An 18,217-nucleotide genomic window follows, 5' to 3' on the forward strand; every position below is an offset into this window, starting at 1 on the left:
AGTCCGTAAAACCCTGACAACCGGCGGGCGCACTCCTCAAGCTCCTTGGTGCCGCGGCCGGTGTTTTTCCGAAGTGATGTGATCAGCGGATTAGTCGGTGAGTGCCGCTCGCAGAAAAAACCCCGACAGCCGGCAGGAGGCCTACTCAGCCATCGTGGCCGGCACCCCAAATTCAGAGGTAATCATGGCAGACGCACAGACCCTGTATCAGATCATCGACCCGCAAGGTCGCATTATCGTGAACTACATGCCGCACACGATCGCGTGGCAGATCGTACAGCTGTTGCAGCTGCATAGCCCAGTCAGCATCCGCTATATGCTCCAGGCAGTGCCGGCATGATTCGCTGATCCTGGTCTATCTGATATTCGCAGAAAAACACGCTCTTTAGCTGAATTTAGATTGATAGCCGAGACAACGAACTAATGGAGTCAATATGGCCAACGGCTGGACACCGCAGCGGCGCGCAAAGCAAGCGGAAGCCATTAGAAGATGGAAACCATGGGAGCAATCGACAGGGCCAACAACCGACAATGGAAAGTCCGTGTCGTCATTGAACGCTATGCGGCGTGGTCGAGGCGATCCGCAATACCGGAAGGAGTTGGCCGAAGCTAAGCGACAGGTGCGCCGCATCATGGCGGCGCTGGACGAGGCTTACCCTCTAGGCGGCCGTACACGCAAGTGAGATTGCAAGGGGGTAGTAAAACGCCCCCCCCCTTCAAACGGCAGCCAGCCCTAGCGACCCCGCATAACCCCGCAGATTCAATCCCATGAAAATGACCGAGATTCAGGTATTCGAGGCTTTTGCGCGTGCCGTGCAAGGCGAATCAGTGCGCTCTCTGGCGCGGGAGTATGGCGTCGATGAATCGAGTCTGCGGGAGCGCTTCAAGCGGGGAGGATCGACGCCCAAGGAGGTTCGGCGACTGACGTTTGACTGGTTCTATGCTCAGCGGCGGCTCGCGATGTTGAGCGAGGCTGAGCGTAAGCAGGTGGGGCACCTGATCGGCGTCGGGTGACCGCGCGTGGAAACACACCCCCATGCAAGGAGGTACTGATGGCCAGGTCTGGCGCCCAGGCCGGCCGTCTCCACCTGCCGTAGATGTGCGGACTTTTCCACCAACGGTGGATATTCACACCCTCAGTTTGAGGATGTGAGACTAAGCACCTATCGACTTTTCCTCCATTTGAGGAAATCTCTGCGGGGTCATAGCTGAACCCTGCGGCACATCGGCAATTTCTTGAGTCCATAAAACGCGCGGGCGGGCGTATAGAGACGACGGGGCGCACATCATCATTTGCGAGCAGTACGCGCGTGCGCGCGTAACGGGCGCTGGAGCGGCGATCCTGTTGACCACGATGCGGCGGCGGGTAGTATACGAATCGGTACAACAACCCTTTCTGCACATATGGTGACCCGATACGTCATCCACGTTGGCGACAAGACATCCACGGATGGAACGGTGCTGACCACCGAGCAACAATTGCACGGGGCCTTCGGTAAAGGGACCGCTTTAATTGGAGATCCGGTCTACTGCCCAGCCTGCAAGACAACCGGCCAGATCATCGCGAACGGCCCTCGCTTGCCGATGACCATATCAGGACGACAGATCGCGCTAAGTGGTGACCTGTGCCTGTGCAAATGCGCCAAGCTTCCCGAACTGGTGGCGGTTCACCAGAAATTGGCCGTCAAGGTTGGCGACAGCGCCGAGGCCACGCCAGCCCCCGCCCAGCAGCTTGCGGCCCGTGGAGTGAGCGAGCAACAAGAGGCCGAGTGCCACGACCAATATGAGGTAGACATGGAGATGTGCCAATTCGAGCGAGCCATGCGGGGAAGCCGCGCATACGCGGCGTGTACCCAGCGCGCTTTTCAACGTTATCAAACATGTCGAGGCTACTGAAATGACAGCGAATCGCCCGCCCCAATGCGTCGTCTCATTTTGGGATGACGACACAAAAGCGTTTGTGTCCTACGCAATCGATGCCCAAAAAGTTCGCCAAGCAGTCGGCAACGCTATGCCGCTTGATATGAGTGTGGAAGACCATGACAGCAAAATAATCGACGACGAATTTGCGCGCGTTTTGGGTGGTCGGATCATCAAGTTTCTGTCCGCCACCAATCCGGCGATCAAGCCCCTCGATCAAATCACGACTCACCCGGACGCCTAGCGACTCGAAACGAGGGACGCACCATGCAAGTGAACCTAAACGACCTGATGGCAGCCTACGCAAGCCTGGCGCGACCGACTGGCTATTACGCTACGGCGCTACGGCACTTGATCGGTGAACGAGAAGCGACGCTACGGACCGATATAGCGCGGCTGGCGGTGGAAGTATCGACCCGCCAGCATTGGACGCCAGAGCATCGCGACCGGATGCTGCACTTTGCCGAGCATGGAGCGGCGGCGGATCTGGAGGCGACGTGGCGGTATCTGGCGGGGTTGGTGCATTGAGCCCTATTCTCTGGGTGCGATCACATCAGGCGACGACAAGCAAGCAAGGTACTTGGGCCGCTCTGGCCGTACACGCTGATACTTTGGCCGGTTCGAAGATTTCTAAGATTCTCGCCGCCCAGGGAATCTAGATCACCACGGAGCTTATCGCCCACCTCGACCTCCGTGGCGCTTAGCAATTCGAACACGGCGTAATCGCCGCTGCCGTTGCCAATCTCCACGATAAACATCCCTCGTCTCCGGCTAATTTCTACTACCGTGCCAGTCTGCATACGGCCTCCATGTCATTTCACAATTGCGATCATCGAGACGCATGTTAAATCTGAAAAAATAGCGTGAGCGCCACCGAAACCGGGTATAAAACCGGGTATGACTTCGCCACCGCAAACCACACATCACTGACTGACGCGCCTTTCACGCCAATATTTACGGTTTAACGTCTAAGCCACTTGCTCTCAAAAAGACGTCGATAAAAAAAGCGACCGAATGGGTCGCTTTTTTTATCCCGAATTTTTGCCAGATATTCCTATCCCTGGCGCTTCCATCACGCACCGGAAATGCATGACGTGTGCGATGAAAGACGAACCGGCAACCCGTGCACGGTCACTGCCCCGCAGCCCCCATTTCCAATCCCGCCAGTCGCCACGACCACAACCCGGCGCGACGAAACACGAAAACGACCGGATGATCATCACCACGCTGGACCGATGCGGCCACCGTCGACATGTCGCGGTAGCGAACCGCATAATGCAGCGGTTTGCCATCGACGATGTTATCGTCGCTGCGAACATCGTCACGCTGTGATGCATGCGCGTCACCCGGCGTACCGGTCATCGATGACGGCCCGGCTCCCGCCGTACCGCTCGCCCCCTCACCCGCCGCGGCACTACCCGCCGCATCGGACGGAGGCGCGGCGGGAGGCAATGGCACACCAGGCAAAGGCTGTGCATTCTCCATTACCCACATGACCGTCTGGGGCGTCACCGCAATGTTCACCACCGCACCGCCCACTTGGCGTCCCAGCATTTGACCCAGCCTGCCTAACGCATTGCTGCTGGGCGGTGCCTCGGTCGTCGGAAACATCTGCGCGCGAACGCTCTCACGCAGTGCCGCGTAATCGACATACGACGAAAAAGTTTGCGCATCGCGCGCCTGCACCGCATTGCGCATCGCCCTTAACGTCCACCACGGGCTTGCATACACACTAGCGATAAACCCGATTGCCACGATCGCGACAACCCATATCGCAGGCCGCGACGCACCGCGTTGCCGAGTCAAACATCCTGTTAACCGATTCACTCCCACAGCGCGCTCCCCGCTATCCGTCGTTTTCCACCATGGCGAGATACTGCCGCATCACACGGCGACAGTGCAGCGTCTCCCGCCAATACCGTTCCTTCATCGACGCCCCCGGCAACCATTGCCACCCGAGCGCCACCTGTCCCCGTCCCCATGCCGGCCGCCAACGTTGCGCCGAACCACGGCGGCGGAACAGGCTCAAGGTCGGAATACCCAGGTTCGACGCCAGATGCCCAATACCTGAATCGTTTCCGATAAACCAGCCGGATTCATAGATCCATTCCGCCAGCACCTGCAAATTCGCGAAGTGCGGCGCAGGAATGCCGCTGGCCGCCAAACCGGGCCACCGCGTGCGCTCGTGCGGCGCGATAACGAAATGCGGCTCGTATCCCTTCTTGCGCAGCAACGCCGCCAAACGCACGAATCGATCGTTGCCCCAACGCTTGTCGTCCGTGGTGGCTTCCGGATGGATGACCACGCGCATCCGGTGCAAGCGATATCGCTTGTTCACCGGCGGCGTCAGGCCATTGTCGATGCTCGCATGCGCCAGATCGAACGTCGCCTGCGCATACGCGGCAAAGCGCTCCGCCATGCAGGCGCCGTGCTTGGAATATTCGACCTCCCGCAACGTTCGTGCTTGTGGCAGGTGCTCCGTCAACCGCGGAATCGGCTGATGATCGTGCATCTGCAGCACCGTCGGATAGTCGCGTAATGCCGCGATGCAAGCCTCCTCATCCTCTGGCGGCAAGACGATATCGACATCAGGAAACAACGTGCGCAACGCATGCGCGGTGCGGCCGAAGACAGTCACCGGGATGCGGTGTTGCATCAAATTGCGCACGACCACCATCATCACCAATGTGTCGCCGATCGCGCCGGACATCGATATGGCGACCGCCCCGGCCTGCGGGGAGAGACCCGCCGCAACCGTTGCGCCATTCGCCATGGCAACGTCAAAACCAGCAGCGTCGGCGCGAGCCACGCCGCCATGCGGAACCGCATCGACACCCGCCGCTTCGGATCGCGGCCTGACCGGGACGCGCTTAAGTGACGCCCCATCCCGCCCATCCGCCGTCTGGGCACGCAACGCGGCAAATGCCTGCCACACCCGATTGACGGTCAGCGCATGTTTCCAGAAACGCTCTTTCAACTTGCCGGTGGGAATGCCCTGGCTGCCGATCAGGACGTGTCCCGACCCCCAGGACGGACGCCAGGTCCGAGCAATGCCTTTGCGCATGAACAGCGAGAGCGTCGGCACGCCGAGATTCGACGCCAGATGCCCGATGCCGGAATCGTTGCCGATGAACCAGCCGCTTTCATAGATCCAGGAAGCCAGCGCCGAGAGCGAATCCACCTCGGCGACGGGAATGCCCGCTCGCGCCAGCCGCGGTGCCCACGCGGCGCGTTCGTGTGATGCCAGAATCATATGGGGATCGAAACCCGCGCCGCGCAACCGTGTTGCCAAGACGAGAAACCGCTCCGGCAACCAACATTTGTCCGCGGTACTGGCCATGGGGTGGATCGCGACGCGCCGCGCGTGGCGCCTGGACTGAAGGCCCCGCGGAGCCTGGAGGCCGTTATCGCGCGTGGCATCGACGCACCCGAAAAGAGTCCGCGCGACGGCCTGCATCCGATCGACCATCGCGGCATCGCCACGCACGTCGAAAACCGGCTCCAGCACCACCGCGCAACGATGCGCCGAGGCCAGATCCGGCACGGGCTTTTGGTGATGGAGCTGCACCACCACGTCGAAGACCGCCAGCGCGGCCTGGATGGCGGCACGGGACGCAGGTTCCGTCACGCCGTTGCCGGATTCAATAGCAGGAGCCAGCGTCAGACCAGTCTGGTGCGCAAACCAATCATGCAACGCCATCGTCTGGCTACCGAAGACGGTCACGCACGCCCCCGCTCGGGCGAGATTATTCGCGATAATCATCGTGACCAGCGAATCGCCCAAGGCCGGCGACAATAATATGGCCACGCGCTGCTGCACCCAATCGTGCGGGAGAGGTGGCACGCCCACGCTCAAAGCTTCCAGTTCCAACGTTGCGATCTCGAGGGTGACAATTTCCGAAAATGAAGCGCTACAGCGCGGCGCCCTTGCATGGGGCGTGCTGCCGCAGCCGAAGCGTAACCCGGAAAACCCTGGCTGCCTACCGATAGCGCTTGCACCCTGTAAGCAATCGCAACACATGCGCGGGGTCTTTACGAAGCAGCTCGGCGCGACTTGCGTTACATTGCGAGTTCCAACGCCTTAAAGCCGCACTGTCATGTTCCGCTCCTTGCTCTCCGCCGTTTCAGATTCGCCGATAAAGCAACGCGCTCGACGGCGCACGCACGTCTTACCGTTGCTGCTTGCCCTTTCCGGGGCCACGTTATGCGCCGCACTGGCAAGCCCAGCCTGCCTTGCGCAAAATTCGCCCGGTGTGCCAGGCGGCATCCTGGACTACAAATTCCAAATCAACGAGCATCCGGACATGCCCTTCGCGGCGTCGGCACCCAGCGCAAAGTACCAGCGCGGCAAGCCATCGGAAGCACGCAAGCGTGCCGACTATGGCGATCCGGACGGATGTAACTTGAAGTGCGGCCCGAACGACTGACGCCGCGCGGATTCGCTGGTGCCACGCAACAACGCCGCCACGAATTCGTGGCGGCGCTTGACCCATGCTTGCTTGGTAAGGGAAACAGGGCACTTACCAGGAAGCAGTTCTTCCCCCTGGAACGGACCTGGGTCAGAACGAATATTGCAGACCGATTTTAACCATGCCCAGGTTTTGCCGCCGCAGCGTCACGTCCGACGCATCTCCCGAGGAAACGGCTATGTTCTCATCAGCACGCGCCTTGCGGCCGACCTTGACCTGATATTCGTACTCGGCTCTGAACGCCAAGTTCGGCGTTACATAGTACGTCACACCCACCCCGATCGCAGGAACGATGCGTCCTTTACGCTGATTGGCAACCGCGCCTGCATAGTTCAAACGCGTTCGCGTGAATTCGTATCCAATCGAGGCCTTCGTGAAGACCTCGAAATTTGACGACAGCGGCACAATCCCGAGTACGCCGGCACGCACGCCCATCATATGTGTGCGGAAATCCCCATTTGCACCAAAACGACCAGACTGCGGCAGTCCGGCATTGATGCTCAATTCGGTAGCAACATTGGGCGAAAATCGATAGCCCACGCCCAGTTCACCACCAAACGTGCCACGACGGCTGTTCGCCGCGGCGCCGACTTGGGCTTCCTTGCCAGGCTGTGCGGCTGGCGTGGCGGTAACCTTGGACGGATCAAGGGTACCTAGACCAAAAATATAGATCGGCGACCGTTCCTCGGCGATCGCAGAAACGGACCACAGAACACTAAGAGTTGCAGCCAATCCGATCAGCAAGGTGCTTCGCGATAAAAGAGAAGAGGTCATGATAGGAAGGGTCTCGGGAGTAATGGCAAGCGGCCATTCTCGGTCATGCCTCATCGGGAGGGCTATGGGACTCTTCGCAAAAATCCTAAGCAATTCAAGCCTCTCCGTCGTTCGCCCGACATCCCGTAGAATGCGGATATGCACAGGCAGTCGCTTCCTTGGCGATTGCCTTTCGTCAAACGGCGGTCTGTTTATCGTGGCTGATTCGCGCACCCCGTTTTGCACCGTCAACCCTTCCGAACACAGGCGCCACCTCGCGCGCCTCAATTGAAAAATGGCACAGTACGTTTTCACCATGAACCGCGTGGGCAAGATCGTTCCGCCCAAGCGCCACATCCTGAAGGACATCTCGTTGTCGTTCTTTCCAGGCGCCAAGATCGGCGTGCTCGGGCTGAACGGGTCCGGGAAGTCCACGCTGCTGAAAATCATGGCCGGCGCCGACAAGGAGATCGAAGGCGAGGCCACACCGATGCCGAATCTGACGATCGGCTATCTGGAGCAAGAGCCCAAGCTGGACGATACCCAAACCGTGCGCCAAGCCGTGGAGCAGGGCTTGGGCGAAGTATTCACCGCCCAGCAAAAGCTCGAAGAGATCTACGCCGCCTATGCGGAGCCCGACGCGGATTTCGACGCGCTGGCCGCGGAACAGGCACGCTTCGAGGCGATCATCGCCGCGTCGGATGGCGCAAACCCCGAACAGCAATTGGAAGTGGCCGCTGACGCGCTACGCCTGCCGGCCTGGGACGCCGTGATCGGAAATCTGTCCGGCGGTGAAAAGCGCCGTGTCGCACTGTGCCGCCTGCTGCTGTCGAAACCGGACATGTTGTTGCTCGACGAGCCGACCAACCACCTGGACGCGGAATCCGTCGATTGGCTGGAACAGTTCCTGTTGCGCTTTCCGGGCACCGTGGTCGCCGTGACCCACGATCGCTACTTCCTGGACAATGCGGCCGAATGGATTCTGGAACTGGATCGCGGTCACGGGATTCCCTGGAAGGGCAACTACAGCAGCTGGCTGGATCAGAAGCAGGACCGACTGAAGCAGGAAGAATCCACCGAGTCGGCCCGTCAGAAAGCGTTGAAGCAGGAGTTGGAATGGGTTCGCCAGAACCCGAAGGGACGTCAGGCAAAGTCGAAGGCGCGTCTGGCCCGGTTCGAGGAATTGAACAGCCAGGAATACCAAAAGCGTAACGAGACGCAGGAAATCTTCATTCCGGTCGCGGAGCGGCTCGGCAACGAGGTGGTGACCTTCGAGAATGTCAGCAAGGCCTACGGGGATCGGCTGCTGATCGACAACCTCAACTTCACATTGCCGCCGGGTGCCATCGTCGGGGTCATCGGGCCCAACGGCGCTGGTAAGTCGACGCTATTCAGGATGCTGACCGGCAAGGAAACACCGGACAGCGGCACCATCAAGATCGGCTCGACGGTGAAGATGGCTTACGTGGGACAAAGCCGCGAGGACCTGGAAGGCGATAAGACCGTATTCGAGTCCATCGCCAACGGCGCGGACCTGATCACCGTTGGCCGATTCGAGACGCCCGCGCGCGCCTACCTCGGCCGCTTCAATTTCAAGGGCGGCGATCAGCAGAAACGCGTGGATACGCTGTCCGGCGGTGAGCGAGGCCGGCTACACATGGCCAAGACGCTGTCGGCCGGTGGCAACCTGCTGCTGCTCGATGAACCATCGAACGACCTGGACGTGGAAACGCTGCGGGCGCTTGAGGACGCGCTGCTCGAATTCGCCGGCTGCGTCATGGTGATTTCGCACGATCGCTGGTTCCTGGACCGGATCGCGACTCACATCATGGCATTCGAAGGCGACTCGCAGGTTACGTTCTTCAACGGCAACTACCAGGAGTATGAAGCGGACAGGCGTGCGCGCCTTGGCGAAGAGGCCAGCCGACCGAAACGCCTGCGCTATCGGCCGATCACCCGCTAAGCGCCAGGGTAAAACGGCGGGATCTGTCCGCCGTTTTACATCGCCCCTCCTCTCGTCCTGTGCCGGTCCATCTCGGGCCAGCGTCAACCGGAGCGCCGAATGCACTCACGCCAGGCTCGCCGCGTGTTCGGCGGCATCATCGTCATCGCCGTGCTCGCCATAGGCACGTTGGTCGCGACCCAATGGGCAACGCATACCCTGCGCAAGCAGGTCGTGGCGTTGCTGGGTCCCACCGGCCATGCTGCCCATATCGATGTTTCGCTACGTCAGATCATTCTCGACGATGTCACGATCGGCGGCCCGCCCGGTTGGCCCGCGCCACAGACATTGCGCGCGCGACGAATCACGCTGTCGCTCGCACCCCTGGCGCTGTTGCAGCATCAGGTGGTGATCCGGGACGCGACGTTCGACACCCCGTATCTGTCGATCGTACGGGGAAGCGACAAGCGCATCACGCTGCTTCCCAACCTTCGCGCCAAGCACGATGTCAATGGCGCGCCACCCAATACGTTGACGACCGGGGGCGCGGAAGCGGCAGGCGCGGCGGCGCCGTCCCCGGCATCATCCCCCGGGATGGCTCCCACGACATCGGTCGCGGACAAAGCCAGTAGCGTACGCACAGCCCAGCCATCGGTCGGCAGCAGTACCGGCAGTGGCACGTCGCGCAGCTATCCTGTCCGGCTGGATAACGTGACGATCCGCGATGGCACGCTGGATTTCTACGATCGCCGCGTCTCGCCAGACGCACGCATTGATACGCTTGCTGGCGAAGGGGACCATGCGGCACCGTATCGACTGACTTTCGATCGGCTGCAAGCGCAGATCGGCCCGATGCAGTTCCCAAGCGGCGATGCCAAGACGGTCTTTACGATTTCCGCCAACGCCCGAGACGCCGACAGCCCAAGCAGCGCCGGAAGCGCGCCCGCCACTGCGTCATCCTCGGCGGCGGGATCACCATCAACCACCGCGAACAATGAGAAGGCGACAACCGGAAGCAGTCCGGTGCATATGGATGGATGGATCGTGCTGTCCACGCAGCAATCCGACATACGCACGCATTTCGAGAATGTCGACGTCCGCACGTTGACGCCCTACCTCGATCCGCATGGGACAATCGCTTTCGAGCACGGCCGGGCCGCGCTGAGCGCGCATTCGACGGTCGAGAATCGACAATTACAGGCGAACGGTACCCTTTCCCTCGCACAACTCCAGGTCGCGCGCGGGCATGGCCCGACATCGGTGTTGGAGACGCTGCCGCGCGAGGCGGTCATCAGCGCACTGCAGGACGAAAAGGGACGGATCTCGCTGAATTTCACGCTCTCCGGAAATCTCTCCGATCCGTCGTTTTCGCTGGATGAGACGCTGTCCACCCGCATCATCGCGGGATTGGCGAAAGCCCTCGGCGTCAATGCCGAAGGGGTAGCTCGAAGCGTCGGCGATACGACAAAGGGGCTCGGCGACGCGCTACGCGGGTTGCTGGGCAAATAACCCGGCGCGCGCCGCGCTCAGGCGACCCTACACCGCGCGTGGTGCGGAACAGCCTTGCACCGCCGTCGCAGCATCTTCTCGCATTGCATGCGGCGAAAAGCCCCCTTGGGCGATGCGGACACGGCAGGCGCAAAACACCGCGCCTCGCGTCGTGGCTCACAACGGTTGCGTTCGCTTCTCGAGCCAGGCCAATGCATCGCCCTCGACCAAAGGCGCGACCCGCTCGCGCACAGTGACATGGTAGGCATCGAGCCATGCACGCTCCTCCGGTGTCAATCGCTCGGACTGGATACACCGCGTATCAATAGGGCAAAGCGTCAACGTCTCGAACGCCAGGAACTGTCCGAACGTGTCGCCTTCCGCTGTCCGTGGCGCCGGCTGGTTCATCACCAGGTTCTCGATTCGCACGCCCCACTGCCCCGCGCGATAGACACCCGGTTCGATCGACGTGATCATCCCTGGCAACATCGCCGTGGCCGCATCGGCATTCGCATAGTGCGAAATCACCTGCGGCCCTTCGTGTACGTTCAGGAAATAACCAACGCCGTGCCCGGTGCCATGACCAAAGTCGATGCCCTCGGCCCACATCGGTGCGCGGGCGATGGCATCGAGCATCGGGCCGCGAATCCCATGCGGAAACCGTGCTCGCGAGAGGGAAATCATTCCCTTCAATACCGTCGTATAGTCCCGTTTCTGAGCCTCCGACGGCGTACCAATCGGCACCACCCGGGTGATATCGGTGGTCCCGCCATGATATTGCCCCCCCGAATCGATCAACAGCAACCCATCGCCGTCGATCACTGAAAACGCGTCCGGCGTGGCGCGATAGTGCGGCATCGCACCATTTGCGTTGAATCCCGCGATGGTCGCGAAACTTTCACAGACGTAACCCGGCTGCTGCTCGCGAGCGGCGCGCAATCTGGCGTCGATCATCAGTTCGTCGATCGGCGGCTGCGACACATCACCGGCGGCCCGCGCCGCAAGCGCCTGCTCCAGCCAGGCGAAGAACACACATAAAGCGGCACCGTCCCGCGCCATCGTCCGTCGAATATGCTCGGCCTCCTCCGGGATCTTGCACGCTTTCGCCAGCGTCGACGGATTGGCCGCCTCGACTAGCACCGCGCCAGCATCAAGCGCCGCTTGCGCCATACCGAGGGTGGCCCGTTTCGGGTCGATCAGGAGCAGGCTTCCGGGGGGCAATGCGCGCACGGTGGCCTCCGCCTTGTCATACGGCGCCAGCGTGATACCGTCCGCTTCCAACTCGGCCGCCAGGGACGCGGGTACCTTTCGCGGGTCGACAAACAACGTCACGCCGGTTATCGTTCGCCCATCGACACCCGTTGCACGTCCGATAAGGGCATGGCCGAGAAAGACCGGGTTATAGCTGACGTCCGCGCCGCGCAAGTTCAGCAACCAGCCGAGATCGTCGAGTGTGGATACCAGATGCCAATGTGCATCGTACGATGCCATCACCTCGCGGACGACGGCAAGCTTGTCCGTACGCGCGCGCGGCGCATACGGCGACGCATGCGCGTAAATAGGCGTGTCGGGCAACGCGGGACGGCCGAGCCAGATCGTATCGAGCAGGTCGACGTCGGTGCGCAGGGTCACACCCTTGTCCGCGAGCTGCGTGGTCATCGCCTGTGCCGCGCCCAGCGCCACCACGTGGGCATCGATTCCCACCTGCCCGCCCCGCTCGACATGCTCCGCCAGCCAGGCGATATGAGGCGCGACCTGGCCACCCTGCAACTTCGCCAGCACGATCCCGGTGCCGGCCAATTGCGCTTCCGCTTGCACCCAATAGCGGCTGTCGGCCCATACCGCGACATGGGTTGGCGTGACAACCAGGGTCCCCGCCGATCCGGTGAATCCGGAGAGCCAGGCACGGCCCAGCCAGCGCGCGGGCGGATACTCGGACAAGTGCGGATCCGATGACGGTACGACATAGGCCGCCAGTCCCGCTGCCGCCATCGCCGCTCGCAAAGTGGCGATCCGGCCCTGAATCTGCGTGACGCGTTCCAGCGCTGACTGCTGGGCAGTCGCCGTCACCGCTTCGTCCGCCCGCCTTACGACAACGCTTCCCGCATCGACTGCGCCTTGCCCGTTCCCCATCATGCCGCCCCTTGTACGTTTGCCCGATCCGACGCGTTTTTCCGTGATGCGACCGCTCCGCTCACACGAACGCCCCTACTATCAACAGACACATTCCGTCATGCGCTGCCGCGTTTGTTACGTAGACGCCCTGCCGGCAGTTGCTGCACGACGCCCAGCATCAGCATCGCCGCGCCAACGGAACAGAGCCATTCCGCAATAGAACCATCGTCAAACACGTCGACAATATTCCCCGCCATCTTTATCACCATTGCCGCCAACGCACACGCCAGCACGACAATCCAACGCGCGTGCCGGGTGGCGCCGGCGCGTCCACGCCAGGTGCCCGCCCATCCGATCACCGCGCCAATCATCAATGTCCCAAGCCACCCCATCGCCCGTCTCCACGCTCGTATCACCAAATCCCGCCCCGCCGTCATGCGCATTATCAACGACGGCGCCACCCAACGCCTACGCGTTCCATCGGCATCGTTTTCATGCAACGTCGACCGGAACACATGCCCATTGAAGGCAGGCAACGCTTTCCCCTGCCGTATCCCCGCATCGTCCGCCACCGCAAAGCTGCCATGGCATCCAATGTTGCGCCTTTACGTCATTTCCGACCGGGAATGCCTTGTAGGACGGAAGGACCTTGGGCAATCGGGAAGGGTAAGAGAGAAGCGACTATAATGGCGGCGTACCAGCGAGTCATAAAAAATGCAACTGCTCACAATCGGGATCAACCATCATACGGCGCCGGTCGCTTTGCGCGAACGTGTGGCGTTCTCGATCGAGCAAATCAAGCCCGCATTGCAGACATTCAAATCGATCTGGCTGGGTCGTTCGACCGCAGGGCCGTTGGCGCTGTTCGCACAGCCGTCTGGCGGTGCCTTACCGGAAGCCGCCATCCTGTCGACGTGCAACCGCACGGAACTCTATTGTGCGACCGACAATCGTGCCGGCCAGGATCTGGCGGTGCAATGGCTCGCCGAATACCATAACGTCCCGGTCGAAGAGCTCGCGCCGCATGTCTATGCGCTGCCGCAGTCGGAAGCGGTCCGCCATACGTTTCGCGTCGCCAGCGGTCTCGATTCGATGGTGTTGGGAGAGACCCAGATCCTCGGGCAGCTGAAGGATGCGGTCCGTACGGCCGCAGAGGCCGGCGCGCTGGGCACCTATCTGAATCAATTGTTTCAACGCACGTTCTCGGTCGCAAAGGAAGTGCGTGGCCAGACGGAAATCGGGGCGCACTCGGTCTCGATGGCCGCCGCCGCCGTTCGGCTGGCCGAGCGGATCTTCGAACATATCCAGGACCAGCGGGTGCTGTTCATCGGTGCCGGCGAGATGATCGAATTGTGCGCGGCCCATTTTGCCGCACGCGCGCCGCGCGAGATCGTCATCGCCAATCGGACAGCGGAACGCGGCGAGCGCCTGGCGGCGCGCTTCAACGGCCGATCGATCGGCCTGGCGGACCTCCCGACCCGGCTGCAAGACTTCGATATCGTCATCTCATGCACCGCCAGCACGTTACCGCTGATCGGCCTTGGCGCGGTCGAACGCGCCATCAAGGCGCGGCGACGCCGGCCGATCTTCATGGTCGATCTGGCCGTGCCGCGCGACATCGAACCCGAAGTCGGGCAGATGGAAGACGTTTTCCTCTATACCGTCGACGATCTGGGCGACGTGGTCCGGCAAGGGAACGCCGCGCGGCAGGCCGCCGTCGCGGAGGCGGAAAAGATCATCGAGGCGCGCGTTGCGAATTTCATGCAATGGATCGAGACACGGTCGGTCGTGCCGGTGATTCGCTCGATCCACCAACAGGCCGACGCCATGCGCCGCGCGGAACTTGAACGTGCGCAAAAATTGCTGGCGCGTGGCGAAGACCCAATGACCGTGCTGGACGCCCTGTCGCATTCATTGACGAAAAAATTCATGCATGGCCCGACCCAGGCATTGAACCAAGCCAATGCGTCGGATCGCGAGCATCTGGTGCAATTGCTACCGGATCTGTTCCGTCACGGCCCGCCCGAACGTTAGCGCCGCTACCACGACTTACGATACGGCAACACGGCGCACCGGACAGCCTGGCAGCCCTTGTTGGAAGGCCACCGCAACATCAGTCTCACTTGCGTAATCGAGGTTTCAAAGGCACGTTCCCGCGCGCCGGCGCTCCTCGCCTCCCGTGTATGCCGGCCGCCCCCTGCCGCCCGGCGCATTACACCGACCGGGCACCCTGAACGAACAGCGCCTGCTCCTTCCCCGCAGCAGACGCCACAGCAAGGTCCGCATCGATGAAAGCAAGCATGCAAGGCAAGCTCGATCAATTGGTCAGCCGCCTCGACGAATTGACGGTCATGCTAGGTAGCGAAGACATTGCGTCCGACATGAATCAATACCGTCGCCTGAGCCGCGAACACGCGGAGTTGACGCCAGTTGTCACGCAATATGGCCTATGGCGTAGTGCCGCCAGCGACGAGCGGGATGCACAGGAAATGATGTCGGATCCGTCGATGAAGGCCTTCGCCGAGGACGAAATGCATCAGGCACGCGACCGCATGGCGACGCTGGAGCGCGAGTTGCAGACGATGCTGCTGCCGAAAGACCCGAACGACGATCGCAATATCTTTCTCGAAATCCGCGCCGGCACCGGTGGTGACGAAAGCGCGCTGTTCGCGGGCGATTTGTTGCGCATGTACCTGCGCTATGCGGAACGCCAGGGCTGGCAGGTGGAGACGATGTCCGAAAACGCGTCGGACCTGGGTGGCTATCGAGAAGTCATTGTCCGCCTGGTCGGACAAGGTGCTTATTCGAAGCTGAAGTTCGAATCCGGTGGCCATCGCGTCCAACGTGTCCCCGCGACCGAGTCACAAGGCCGCATCCATACGTCGGCCTGCACCGTTGCGATCATGCCGGAAGCGGACGAGGTTGCCGAAGTCACGCTGAATCCGGCGGAGCTGCGCATTGATACATTCCGTGCATCCGGTGCCGGAGGACAGCATATCAACAAGACCGATTCCGCGGTCCGCGTCACGCACCTACCAACCGGTATCGTCGTTGAATGCCAGGACGACCGCTCGCAGCACAAGAACAAGGATCGTGCATTGAAGGTCCTGGCCGCCCGAATCAAGGACAAGCAGGATCAAGCCGCGCATGCGGCGGAGGCGGCCACACGGAAAAGCCTGATCGGCTCTGGCGACCGCTCCGAACGCATCCGGACCTATAACTTCCCGCAAGGCCGGATGACCGATCACCGTATCAACCTCACCTTATACCGCCTCGATGCGATCATGGACGGCGATCTCGACGAAATGATCGGCGCCCTTGCATCCGAACACCAGGCGGAACAACTGGCCGCACTCGGCGAGGCGGACGCGTGACGGGCAGCGGCAGCGGCAGCGGCAGCGGCAGCGGGCCAGACAAACATGCCGGTCTCGACGACGCAATACCTGAAAAGCGGGCCGATGCCGGGCCGGCTGGCGCCAGTGTCGCGCATGTGCTGCGTGCATCGGGCTTGGACAATGTGGATGCACGGGTGCTGTTATGTCATGCGCTGCGGTGGCCACGCGCCTTCCTGGTCACCCGTGCCGACGAACGCCTCGACGTCACACAGCCCGATGCATTGCGTGCTTTCCAGGCACTGGCCGCGCGGCGACATGCCGGTGAACCAGTCGCCCAGTTGGTGGGTGCACGGGAATTTTACGGACGTGATTTTCAGGTAACGCCCGACGTTCTTATTCCCCGCCCTGATACCGAGCTGCTGGTGGAGCAGGCATTGGCGGTCATCGACCGTCACCTGCGCCTCGGACGCGCCGACACCCGGCCTGTACGTGTCCTGGACTTGGGTACAGGTAGCGGTGCCATCGCCGTCACATTGGCGGCGGAACGGCCGACTGTCGAGGTGGTCGCGACGGATCGCAGCGCGGCCGCCTTGGCGATCGCCCGAGCAAACGCTGCCGCGTTGCTCGGGGAGCGCCGCCGCCAATCCATCCGTTTTATCGAGGGAGACTGGTTCGAAGCGTTGTCAGTGGCGGGGATCGATGCATCGTTCTTCGATGTCATCGTCAGCAACCCTCCTTACATACACCGCGACGATGCGCATTTGTCGCAAGGTGACCTGCGTTTCGAACCACGTGGCGCGTTGACTGACGACGCGGACGGCCTGGGACCGTTGCGCATCCTGACGGCTCAAGCGATGCGCTGGTTGCGGCATGCCGATGGCACGCCGGTGACTGCCATGCCGGAACCGGTGCACGATGCGACGCCGCGATACCCAGCCACGTCGCGGTCGCAGATCGATCACGCCTGGCCAACCTTGCTAGTCGAACATGGCTACGACCAGGGTGAATCGGTGCGCGCGTTGTTCCGTGCGTCCGGGTGGCAAGACATCCGGACAACACAGGACCTGGGTGGTCAGGATCGGGTAACGTGTGGTCGTCCGCCTGGCGGATAATCCGGCGCATTCCCGCCTTCCCAACGGTGCCGATCCGCTAAGGCCCCTCGGAATCCGCTATCATTTGCCCAATAACGTGGCGCTTCGCCCGCTTCACCGTGGCGACGGCGAGCGCGCCGTCCCCTTTCTTGTTTTTCAGGTTTTTCGTCATGGACACGCAAGCACGCATCCAACAACTGGTCGACGAGCACCCCGTGGTGCTCTTTATGAAAGGCACCGCGCAATTCCCGATGTGCGGGTTTTCTGGCCGCGCCGTGCAGATCCTGAAGGCCTGCGGTGTTGACAAGCCGTTCACCGTGAATGTGCTGGAAGACCCGGAAATCCGCCAGGGCATCAAGGAATTCTCTGCCTGGCCGACCATTCCACAGCTCTATGTCAAGGGCGAATTCATCGGTGGTTCGGACATCATGACCGAGATGTACCAGTCGGGTGAATTGCAGCAGGTCTTCACTGCCGCCTGACCGTTCAAACAGTGTGTGGTAAGCCGCGCAGCGTCACCAAACGACGCTGCGCGGCTTTTATTTTGCGCACGACAACAGGATCACGCCAAAAATACGCGGTGGAACCAAAAATTAACTATATGATTATTCATTAGTTTTTGAATCGTTGTCGCGTAACGCACACGAAGGCATCTATCTGTGTATCATGTGTGTTGAGGGGGTTGACGATTGTCGGATTTAACCGTATAAAGAGTGAGCAAGATTTTCAAGCGTGAGCATTTGTCTGCACGTAGTTGCCTCAACACGGTACTTCTGTCGTCATTTCTACCTCCTTGATATCATGCACTCCGGGCGCTTTCGCCCACTTCAACACAAATAGTTAGGAAAGTACGTAAATGGCAACTGGTACCGTCAAGTGGTTCAACGACGCTAAGGGCTTTGGTTTCATCACTCCGGATGGCGGCGGTGACGATCTTTTCGCCCACTTCTCGGAAATTCGTAGCGAAGGCTTCAAGTCGCTGCAAGAGAACCAAAAGGTCAGCTATGACGCAAAGCAAGGCCCGAAAGGCCTGCAAGCGTCGAACATCCAGCCGATCTAAAGAAGCATTGGGTTTCGGCCCGATCACCTTGGTAAACGACCAAG

General features: G+C 61.1%; 20 protein-coding genes. 14 read left to right on the forward strand and 6 right to left on the reverse strand.

The annotated features are described in order from the left end of the window. The first annotated feature begins 184 nt into the window (after window positions 1–184). The 6 genes from SJQ66_RS27810 to SJQ66_RS27835 all read left to right on the forward strand — a co-directional run bounded on the left by SJQ66_RS27810 (window position 185) and on the right by SJQ66_RS27835 (window position 2,448). On the forward strand, window positions 185–340 hold the full coding sequence (locus tag SJQ66_RS27810; protein WP_157685836.1) for a hypothetical protein: 156 nt from the start codon (window positions 185–187) through the stop codon (window positions 338–340). 94 nt (window positions 341–434) lie between these two features. Beyond that, a complete protein-coding gene (locus SJQ66_RS27815; protein ID WP_082102896.1) occupies window positions 435–683 on the forward strand; it encodes a hypothetical protein in 249 nt (82 codons plus the stop codon). 85 nt (window positions 684–768) lie between these two features. Then, complete coding sequence (locus SJQ66_RS27820; RefSeq protein WP_046153494.1) at window positions 769–1,014, forward strand: helix-turn-helix domain-containing protein; 246 nt, start codon at window positions 769–771, stop codon at window positions 1,012–1,014. A 444-nt stretch (window positions 1,015–1,458) separates the two neighbouring features. Then, window positions 1,459–1,896 (forward strand): PAAR domain-containing protein, encoded by a 438-nt coding sequence (locus SJQ66_RS27825; RefSeq protein ID WP_320534811.1) that lies wholly within the window; start codon window positions 1,459–1,461, stop codon window positions 1,894–1,896. A 64-nt stretch (window positions 1,897–1,960) separates the two neighbouring features. Next, entirely contained in the window at window positions 1,961–2,164 is a 204-nt protein-coding gene (locus SJQ66_RS27830; protein WP_320534812.1) for a hypothetical protein, read from the forward strand. Between the two features lie 23 nt (window positions 2,165–2,187). After that, window positions 2,188–2,448, forward strand: a complete 261-nt coding sequence (locus SJQ66_RS27835) for a hypothetical protein (RefSeq protein WP_320534813.1) — start codon at window positions 2,188–2,190, stop codon at window positions 2,446–2,448. Between the two features lie 20 nt (window positions 2,449–2,468). Here SJQ66_RS27835 and SJQ66_RS27840 read toward each other — a convergent pair whose 3' ends face one another. The 3 genes from SJQ66_RS27840 to SJQ66_RS27850 all read right to left on the reverse strand — a co-directional run bounded on the left by SJQ66_RS27840 (window position 2,469) and on the right by SJQ66_RS27850 (window position 5,791). Beyond that, entirely contained in the window at window positions 2,469–2,678 is a 210-nt protein-coding gene (locus SJQ66_RS27840) for a hypothetical protein (RefSeq protein WP_320534814.1), read from the reverse strand. A 373-nt stretch (window positions 2,679–3,051) separates the two neighbouring features. After that, entirely contained in the window at window positions 3,052–3,618 is a 567-nt protein-coding gene (locus tag SJQ66_RS27845) for a DUF2939 domain-containing protein (RefSeq protein WP_046153904.1), read from the reverse strand. 148 nt (window positions 3,619–3,766) lie between these two features. Then, entirely contained in the window at window positions 3,767–5,791 is a 2,025-nt protein-coding gene (locus SJQ66_RS27850) for a glycosyltransferase family 9 protein (RefSeq protein WP_320534815.1), read from the reverse strand. 304 nt (window positions 5,792–6,095) lie between these two features. Between SJQ66_RS27850 and SJQ66_RS27855 the strand changes: the two genes are divergently transcribed. Beyond that, complete coding sequence (locus SJQ66_RS27855) at window positions 6,096–6,347, forward strand: hypothetical protein (RefSeq protein WP_036013329.1); 252 nt, start codon at window positions 6,096–6,098, stop codon at window positions 6,345–6,347. Window positions 6,348–6,479: 132 nt separating this feature from the next. Here SJQ66_RS27855 and SJQ66_RS27860 read toward each other — a convergent pair whose 3' ends face one another. Further along, on the reverse strand, window positions 6,480–7,163 hold the full coding sequence (locus SJQ66_RS27860; protein ID WP_024905963.1) for an outer membrane beta-barrel protein: 684 nt from the start codon (window positions 7,161–7,163) through the stop codon (window positions 6,480–6,482). A 274-nt stretch (window positions 7,164–7,437) separates the two neighbouring features. On the opposite strand from SJQ66_RS27860, the gene ettA reads away from it, so the two are divergent. Both ettA and SJQ66_RS27870 read left to right on the forward strand, forming a co-directional pair. Then, window positions 7,438–9,105, forward strand: a complete 1,668-nt coding sequence (gene ettA, locus SJQ66_RS27865; RefSeq protein ID WP_024905964.1) for an energy-dependent translational throttle protein EttA — start codon at window positions 7,438–7,440, stop codon at window positions 9,103–9,105. A gap of 99 nt (window positions 9,106–9,204) precedes the next feature. Beyond that, window positions 9,205–10,593, forward strand: a complete 1,389-nt coding sequence (locus SJQ66_RS27870) for a DUF748 domain-containing protein (RefSeq protein WP_320534816.1) — start codon at window positions 9,205–9,207, stop codon at window positions 10,591–10,593. 156 nt (window positions 10,594–10,749) lie between these two features. Here SJQ66_RS27870 and SJQ66_RS27875 read toward each other — a convergent pair whose 3' ends face one another. Both SJQ66_RS27875 and SJQ66_RS27880 read right to left on the reverse strand, forming a co-directional pair. Beyond that, complete coding sequence (locus SJQ66_RS27875) at window positions 10,750–12,564, reverse strand: M24 family metallopeptidase (RefSeq protein WP_320535393.1); 1,815 nt, start codon at window positions 12,562–12,564, stop codon at window positions 10,750–10,752. A 239-nt stretch (window positions 12,565–12,803) separates the two neighbouring features. Continuing rightward, window positions 12,804–13,259, reverse strand: coding sequence for a hypothetical protein (locus tag SJQ66_RS27880; protein ID WP_052738444.1), 456 nt, complete (start codon window positions 13,257–13,259; stop codon window positions 12,804–12,806). A gap of 142 nt (window positions 13,260–13,401) precedes the next feature. On the opposite strand from SJQ66_RS27880, the gene hemA reads away from it, so the two are divergent. The 5 genes from hemA (at window position 13,402) to SJQ66_RS27905 (ending at window position 18,173) form a co-directional block, all read left to right on the forward strand. Beyond that, window positions 13,402–14,721, forward strand: a complete 1,320-nt coding sequence (gene hemA, locus SJQ66_RS27885) for a glutamyl-tRNA reductase (RefSeq protein WP_024905968.1) — start codon at window positions 13,402–13,404, stop codon at window positions 14,719–14,721. 254 nt (window positions 14,722–14,975) lie between these two features. Continuing rightward, window positions 14,976–16,061: a peptide chain release factor 1 gene (gene prfA / locus SJQ66_RS27890; RefSeq protein WP_024905969.1), complete on the forward strand. Its 1,086-nt coding sequence runs from the start codon at window positions 14,976–14,978 to the stop codon at window positions 16,059–16,061. Window positions 16,062–16,126: 65 nt separating this feature from the next. Beyond that, window positions 16,127–17,134: a peptide chain release factor N(5)-glutamine methyltransferase gene (prmC, locus tag SJQ66_RS27895; protein ID WP_046153911.1), complete on the forward strand. Its 1,008-nt coding sequence runs from the start codon at window positions 16,127–16,129 to the stop codon at window positions 17,132–17,134. 149 nt (window positions 17,135–17,283) lie between these two features. Then, on the forward strand, window positions 17,284–17,595 hold the full coding sequence (grxD, locus tag SJQ66_RS27900; RefSeq protein WP_024901896.1) for a Grx4 family monothiol glutaredoxin: 312 nt from the start codon (window positions 17,284–17,286) through the stop codon (window positions 17,593–17,595). A gap of 374 nt (window positions 17,596–17,969) precedes the next feature. After that, window positions 17,970–18,173, forward strand: a complete 204-nt coding sequence (locus tag SJQ66_RS27905; protein ID WP_024901897.1) for a cold-shock protein — start codon at window positions 17,970–17,972, stop codon at window positions 18,171–18,173. Window positions 18,174–18,217: the final 44 nt, after the last annotated feature.

This window comes from Robbsia andropogonis (assembly GCF_034047095.1).
Classification (GTDB): Bacteria; Pseudomonadota; Gammaproteobacteria; order Burkholderiales; family Burkholderiaceae; genus Robbsia; species Robbsia andropogonis.

Coding starts and splice junctions, on each gene's coding strand:
- SJQ66_RS27810 (WP_157685836.1), top strand. CDS start 185: ATGGCAGACGCACAGACCCTGTATCAGATCATCGACCCGCAAGGTCGC.
- SJQ66_RS27815 (WP_082102896.1), top strand. CDS start 435: ATGGCCAACGGCTGGACACCGCAGCGGCGCGCAAAGCAAGCGGAAGCC.
- SJQ66_RS27820 (WP_046153494.1), top strand. CDS start 769: ATGAAAATGACCGAGATTCAGGTATTCGAGGCTTTTGCGCGTGCCGTG.
- SJQ66_RS27835 (WP_320534813.1), top strand. CDS start 2,188: ATGCAAGTGAACCTAAACGACCTGATGGCAGCCTACGCAAGCCTGGCG.
- SJQ66_RS27840 (WP_320534814.1), bottom strand. CDS start 2,678: ATGTTTATCGTGGAGATTGGCAACGGCAGCGGCGATTACGCCGTGTTC.
- SJQ66_RS27845 (WP_046153904.1), bottom strand. CDS start 3,618: ATGCGCAATGCGGTGCAGGCGCGCGATGCGCAAACTTTTTCGTCGTAT.
- SJQ66_RS27860 (WP_024905963.1), bottom strand. CDS start 7,163: ATGACCTCTTCTCTTTTATCGCGAAGCACCTTGCTGATCGGATTGGCT.
- ettA (WP_024905964.1), top strand. CDS start 7,438: ATGGCACAGTACGTTTTCACCATGAACCGCGTGGGCAAGATCGTTCCG.
- SJQ66_RS27870 (WP_320534816.1), top strand. CDS start 9,205: ATGCACTCACGCCAGGCTCGCCGCGTGTTCGGCGGCATCATCGTCATC.
- SJQ66_RS27875 (WP_320535393.1), bottom strand. CDS start 12,564: ATGGCGGCAGCGGGACTGGCGGCCTATGTCGTACCGTCATCGGATCCG.
- hemA (WP_024905968.1), top strand. CDS start 13,402: ATGCAACTGCTCACAATCGGGATCAACCATCATACGGCGCCGGTCGCT.
- prfA (WP_024905969.1), top strand. CDS start 14,976: ATGAAAGCAAGCATGCAAGGCAAGCTCGATCAATTGGTCAGCCGCCTC.
- grxD (WP_024901896.1), top strand. CDS start 17,284: ATGGACACGCAAGCACGCATCCAACAACTGGTCGACGAGCACCCCGTG.
- SJQ66_RS27905 (WP_024901897.1), top strand. CDS start 17,970: ATGGCAACTGGTACCGTCAAGTGGTTCAACGACGCTAAGGGCTTTGGT.